Source organism: Ciceribacter sp. RN22 (assembly GCF_024054295.1).
Lineage (GTDB): Bacteria > Pseudomonadota > Alphaproteobacteria > Rhizobiales > Rhizobiaceae > Allorhizobium > Allorhizobium lividum.
In genome coordinates, this window is the sequence record NZ_JAMXLD010000001.1 from 1,056,563 (window position 1) to 1,062,956 (window position 6,394).

The 6,394-nt window shown below is 61.3% G+C and carries 4 protein-coding genes; all 4 read left to right on the forward strand.

The genetic code is table 11. The annotated features are described in order from the left end of the window. The first annotated feature begins 135 nt into the window (after window positions 1-135). The 4 genes from NHF53_RS05200 (at window position 136) to NHF53_RS05215 (ending at window position 5,898) form a co-directional block, all read left to right on the forward strand. Window positions 136-561, forward strand: a complete 426-nt coding sequence (locus tag NHF53_RS05200; protein WP_252834918.1) for a BA14K family protein — start codon at window positions 136-138, stop codon at window positions 559-561. 462 nt (window positions 562-1,023) lie between these two features. Further along, window positions 1,024-4,905, forward strand: a complete 3,882-nt coding sequence (locus NHF53_RS05205; protein ID WP_252833370.1) for an autotransporter outer membrane beta-barrel domain-containing protein — start codon at window positions 1,024-1,026, stop codon at window positions 4,903-4,905. 240 nt (window positions 4,906-5,145) lie between these two features. Then, window positions 5,146-5,319, forward strand: a complete 174-nt coding sequence (locus NHF53_RS05210; protein WP_252833371.1) for a hypothetical protein — start codon at window positions 5,146-5,148, stop codon at window positions 5,317-5,319. Window positions 5,320-5,361: 42 nt separating this feature from the next. Beyond that, window positions 5,362-5,898 carry an invasion associated locus B family protein gene (locus NHF53_RS05215; RefSeq protein ID WP_252833372.1) on the forward strand — a complete coding sequence of 179 codons (537 nt, stop codon included), beginning with the start codon at window positions 5,362-5,364 and terminating at the stop codon, window positions 5,896-5,898. Window positions 5,899-6,394 lie beyond the last annotated feature (496 nt).

Genomic DNA, 6,394 nt, shown 5'->3' on the forward strand with positions numbered 1-6,394 from the left:
TATTTTTCTACTAATGGCAGGTTCAGACTTGAACCAATACTATTCCGGGACAGCATGTGAATTTTGCTTTTCATATCTGAATATCAAGATTTGGCATGTTTCATCACCCACAGCGAGAGAAGGAGAACTGACATGATAAGGATAGTGAGGCGCTGGGGTGCTCTTGCGTTAGCGGTCGTGTTGGCATTGACGAGTTATGTGCCGGTGCAAGCCGCGCCGATGGCCGGGATAATCCGGCTGGGGTCCGACGCGACGGCTGTCGACTATCACTATCGTCGTCCGCCACCGCGTGGCTACTATCACGGCTATCGTGGCTATCGCGAGCATCGGCCCGGTTACCGTCGTCACCGCGACGGGTGGTGGTATCCCCTTGCCGCCTTTGGCGTTGGTATGGCGATCAGCGGAGCGATCACCTTGCCGCCTCCGGCACGGCGTGCCGCCGGTATCAACCCGAGGCACTATGAGTGGTGCATTGCTCGGTATCGTTCCTATGACATTCGTACCAACACGTTTCAGCCGAACTTCGGCAGGCGCCGTCGGTGCGTCTCGCCGTACTATTGACTGCTACACGCCCCGAGCAAGCACAGATCGTCCGGCTCCGCCGGACGGTCCGCCTGTCTATCCAGCACAAATGGATCTTCCGCTCTCAGCGCACAGATGCGGCACTCAGGACGACCAACGGCATTTGAGGACATAACGCGCCGGGCTATGGTGGTACGGCTCGATGTGAGCATTAGGCCTTACCATCCCGTCACATTCGCGAGCGACAGGGTAGCGCCCGACTCATGGCGGTCAGGCGGTGATCTTCGGCCGGAAACATCCAGCGGCGAAGGATGACGTGTATCGCTGCAAGACCTGACATCTTGCAGCCGCGGCGATCTATTCAATTCGCCTTGGTCGTCTACTGCCCGTTCGTCACTCAGCTAATTTTGCCCATAAGCGACGAAATCCTGTTCTTCCGGGGGATAGCGCGTCGACTCGTGTGCTGTGCGCGCCAGATGATGACCTAAAGGAAGACGACATATGCAGGGACAAATGCTGAATGCGATCCGCGAATATATTCTGATGCGTGGTGGGCGCATGACCAAATGGAAAGGCGACGCGGCAAGTTTCGCCCCGTCGGCGGGGTGGGCCGTATCATTCCTCGCGCTACCCGCAGCAGTGTTCAGCACGACGATGCTCGTCGGCGCTACCCAGGTCAAGGCCGCGGATGAATGCGGGTTGCCGGTCGCCGGCGTGGTGACTTGCGATGCGACGACGTACACAACCGGTCCTGCCGACGACATCATCTACTCGACGTCGACTGGTTTGGTCGTCAACCTGAACGATACGACGTTGGTGATCGGCACGGTGACACTCGGCGCAGAGGTTATCGGCACCAATGCCGACGCGGCGCTTAATCTCATCGCTGGAAACATTACCGTCGCGGGCACAGCGCTTTCTGCGGGTTTGGTCGCCCTGACAGACGGTACGGGACTCGCCACTGTGGACATGTCTGGCGGTACGGTTGCCACCACTGGCGACGATGTGTTCGGCCTCTTGGCGCTGCAACTTGGTTTGGCGGACGCCACAGCGACGATCAGCGGTGGTGATGTCGCAACAGCGGGGAGTGATGCGCATGGCATCGTGTCGGTTGTTGCGGATGCTGCCTCGACGGCTGTCGCTACTGCAAACATGACCGGCGGAACCGTCACCACGACGGGTGACGTAGCCGATGGCCTGCATGCGGAGAACGACGGACTTGGTGACGCAATCGTCGTTGTTTCCGGCGGAGATATCTCTACGGCGGGGCAAGAGGCGTATGGTGCTATGGCTTGGGTCGTGAACGCCGATTCCACGGCAGCCGCCAGCGCGACGATGGAGGGGACCGTTTCAACGGCAGGTGCGGACGCCGCAGGTCTGGTCGCTCGAAACGATGGCCTTGGCATTGCGACCGCCACTCTAGCCGCAGGCGATATTTCGACAGCGGGCGACAACGGGTACGGCGTGTTGTCTCTTGTTGACAACGCGGTTTCAATGGCGAGCGCGACCGCGGCCATCACCGGCGGAACGATCTCCACTGCGGGTATGCAGGCCGACGGTCTGCGAGCCAAGAATGCAGGTCTTGGCGCTGCGACCGCCACCCTCGCTGCCGGAGACGTCTCCACGGCCGGGGATAACGCGCTTGGCGTCCTGTCGGTCGTCGATAATACCGCATCGATGGCAGCCGCCACCGCAACCATTATGGGCGGCTCGGTTACGACTACGGGTGCCGGCGCCGATGGCCTTCGGGCGGAAAACGGCGGCCTCGGAGATGCAGTCGTCGACGTTGCCGGCGGAGGTGTCTCGACGGTCGGGGATCTCGCTTATGGGGCCCTCGCATGGGTTGTTAATCCAACGTCCACGGCGACCGCAACGGCGACAATGGATGAAGGGACGATTGTTACGGCAGGTGCAGACGCCAGAGGTTTGGCCGCTCAAAATGACGGTCTAGGCGCTGCGGCCGCCACGATAGCCGCGGGAGACATTTCAACGGCAGGGGATTTCGCGCAGGGTGTCGTGTCCGTTATCACGAATGCTAGTTCGGGTGCTGACGCTACGACGATCATGAACGGCGGGAATATCACGACGACTGGCGTCGGGGCGGCCGGATTGGCTGCCGTTGTGGCAGGTTCCGGCGATGCGGTGGTCGTTATGACCGGCGGAAACGTCGAAGCCCAGGGTAATGCAGTCGGGATTGCGGCCTTGGCCGAGCTCGGCGGGTCATATTACGTAGATGTCTCGGGTGGCACTGTAAAGGGCGGTATCGTTGACAGCTATGGCGCGGCGGCGATCTACGTATCCTCGTTGCCGGGGGGGACGATAGACATCGGCGCAGCCGCGATCGTTGATGGGAGTGCATCCGGCCTCGCGATTTGGGAGGGCAATGGCAGTGCGGCTGCAGAGACAGTAGTAACGTCGGCAGGTACCGTGATCGGTGATGCTTGGCTCGGCTTCGCCGACGACACCTTCAATCTGACTGGAGGCAGTTATACCGGCACAATCTTCGGTGACTATCCGTCGCTCAACAGCGCCGATGATGGTAATGACACGTTCAACTGGTCCGCGGGTACACTCGCCGGTGGTGTCAATCTCGGCAATGGTTCGGACGCTGTTGAGATCAGCGCGAGCGAATACGACGGCAGTCAGGTCCTGGACGGGGGGGACGACACGTCTCGCACGGACGGGTTCGTCGACGAACTGACGCTTTCGGGATTGACGGTGACGGCGAACGGGTCCGACATCATCAACTGGGAAGTGGCGACGGTCTCGGGCGGCGAGCTGACGATCGCCGACGGCGCCTGGTCGGTCGGGACGGCGGGCGAGGCTGGCACGGGTGTCTTCCTGACGGACGGCGGCGACCTCGAGGCGCTGGATGCGCTGGCGCTGGACGGCAACCTGTCGATCGCGTCCGGTTCGACCTTCATCGGCACGGGCGGAGGCGCCGGCATCTACAGCGTGACGGGCAACGTGACGAACGCCGGCATCATCACGACGCAGGACGGTGTCGTCGGAGACACGTTCACGGTCGGCGGCAACTATGCGGGCGCGAACGGCCAGCTGCTGGTGGATGTGGATTTCGGGACGGCTTCGAGCGATCTCCTGGTGATCGAAGGGGACGTTGTGGGCAGCCCGACGGCGGTGTCGGTGCGGGATGTGACGTCCGGTACGGCGAACGGCGAGGATGTGCTGGTGGTCGACGTGACGGGCACGACGAAGGCGGGCGACTTCGCGCTTGCCGGCGGCCCGATCACCAGCGGAGCATTCCTGTACAATCTCGATCTGATCGACGGCGGCTGGTATCTCACCACCGATTTCTCGCCTGCGGCGCCGATCTACGAGGCCTACCCGCAGGCGCTGCTTGCGCTGAACGGATTGCCGACGCTGCAGCAGCGTGTGGGGAACCGTTACTGGCGCGGCGAGGACCTTCCCGGGCCGGCGGAGACGGTGTTCTGCAAGGATGCGTCGCAGAACTTCCGTTGCGCGGTCGACGGCGAGAAGGCGGACTACTACGCGGAGAAGGGCGGTCGTGGTCCCGCGACGGTCGAGGGCCAGGCGATCTGGGGCCGGATCGAGGCGGCGCACAGCCATGTCGAGCCTTACCGGTCGACGACGGATGCGCAATACGACACGGATGTCTGGAAGCTGCAGGCGGGGCTGGACGGCGTTCTTTCCGAGACGGAGAGCGGCAAGCTGGTCGGCGGCGTGACTGCGCATTACGGCCGGGTGTTCACGGATGTATCGTCGGTCTATGGCGACGGCAGTCTGTCGACGGAAGGCTACGGCCTCGGGGCGAACCTGACCTGGTACGGCGAGAACGGCTTCTATGTGGACGGTCAGGGCCAGTTCAGCTGGTATGACAGCAACCTGAACTCCGACAGCCTGGGCCGGCTGGTGAAGGGCAATGATGCGACGGGCTATGCGCTGAGCATCGAGGCTGGCAAGCGGATCGGTCTCTCGGGTGACTGGACGGTGACGCCGCAGGCGCAGCTGGTCTACTCGTCGGTGGACTTCGACAGCTTCACCGGGCCGAACGGGGAGCTGGTGTCGCTCGAGGACGGCGACAGCCTGCGCGGGCGTCTCGGGCTCTCGGTGGAGCGGGATCATGTCTGGAAGGGTGAGGAGGGCGACCTGCGCCGTATGCACCTCTACGGGATCGCCAATGTCTACCGCGAGTTCGGTGGCGGCACGAAAGTGATGGTGTCCGGCACGTCGCTGGTCAGCCAGGCGGAGCGGTGGACGGGCGAGATCGGCATCGGCGGCTCCTACAACTGGGCCGACGACAAGTACGCCGTCTACGGCGAGCTCAACGCCTCAACCGGCTTCGAGAACTTCGCCGACAGCTATCGTCTCGGCGGTTCCGTCGGTCTCCGCGTCAAGTGGTAGGCCGAAGACGGCAGGCCGGCCTTCGAACCGCTGGCCCCGCCAATCCCGGGCGGCCGGCAACAGCCGCCTGACCAACAACGAACAGGCACGGCCTGCCGCCCACACCGGCCGTGTCTCTCGTCTCCCCTGACGGCGCAACATCCGTCAGGGGAGACGTAATCCTGATCGAAGCCGCGACTGTCGCATCCAGCAACACGAGTTGGGGCGACCGGTTGGACCCAACCTAACGGAGATATCATCTTGAAACTAAGCGCCCCCACCGTTCTCGCCTTCCTCGTCTCGCTGGTGCTTGCAGCGGTCGGCGTTCTCTCGCCGTTCGGCATGCTGCCGGCCGTAATCACAGCCTACGGCTTCTGGAGCCTCGCGGCAGGATATGGCCTACTTGCGCTTGCAGTCCTTTTCAGGGGGCTATGAGGCCTGCCGTTCGAGTCCCATCAGCAGAAAAACGAAAAGACCATGACGGCACTTATGAAAATCATCGCACGCGCCATATCCGGCGTCATAATTGCAGGCAGCATGATGCCGACAATGTCTCTTGCCGAAGATCCCACCAATCTTTCGGAGTCGTACGAAAGCTGGTCGGTTCAGTGTCAGCAGGTCGGAGCCGGCGAACAACGTCAGCGCCTGTGTCAGATGTCGCAGGAACTCGTTCAGAACCAAACGAGGCAACGCGTCCTAACCTTCGTGCTGTCCTTCTCGAAGGAAGGGACGATCAAAGGCACCGTCATCGCTCCGTTTGGTCTACTACTTTCCGAGGGGCTGCGTGTCGAGATGGATGGTAAGGAAGTCGCCCGTGGCGCCTTTAGAACCTGTCTGCCCCTCGGATGCATCTCGGAGGTCGACCTCAGTCAGGACGCTATCAAGCAACTCTCGGTCGGCGCAAAGGCGAGTGTCATGACCACTGCAAATACAGGCCAACCTGTCCGGACCGACATTACGCTCAGCGGCTTTTCCGCCGCATATCGGCGGCTTTCCGAACTTATCGTCCAATAGGATCTCTTGGAGTATTGGGAGTCAGATCATCTTTCCCGCCTTGAGACTGCTTTAGGGCGGGTCTTGTTTCTGAAAGGTAGGAACATGGTCACTGCTTCACGGATATTCCCGGTTTAGGAATCTCGTGTCTATAGATCGAAGGGAGTCCGAAGGCGGCTTTCGTCGTTCGGTTCCGCTCAAGGAGCAAGATCGCAACGGCGGGGGAATGTCCACGAGGATTCTTGGACGAGTGCGCAAAAAGGCCATTCGATGCAAGAAGAGCGACACGTGCAGCGCGACAATCGGAGACCAACGAAGCCCTTGCCAGCGACAATCACGATGATACCGTCACCGGCGACCGCAACGCCAGAATCTCATCCAGATTGCCGCTCTACAGACACGATCGAAATGACCGCCGTGTTCCATAATGCTGATTATGCAATTTATGAATGTGGCCGCAAAGTTGAAGTGTCCTGTTTCTGCAAAGTTGGAATGTCACACTCCCCGTCTCTGATTG

What these genes read in the sequence shown, in the direction of transcription:
- NHF53_RS05205 (WP_252833370.1), top strand. Translation starts at nt 1,024, where the DNA reads ATGCAGGGACAAATGCTGAATGCGATCCGCGAATATATTCTGATGCGT.
- NHF53_RS05215 (WP_252833372.1), top strand. Translation starts at nt 5,362, where the DNA reads ATGACGGCACTTATGAAAATCATCGCACGCGCCATATCCGGCGTCATA.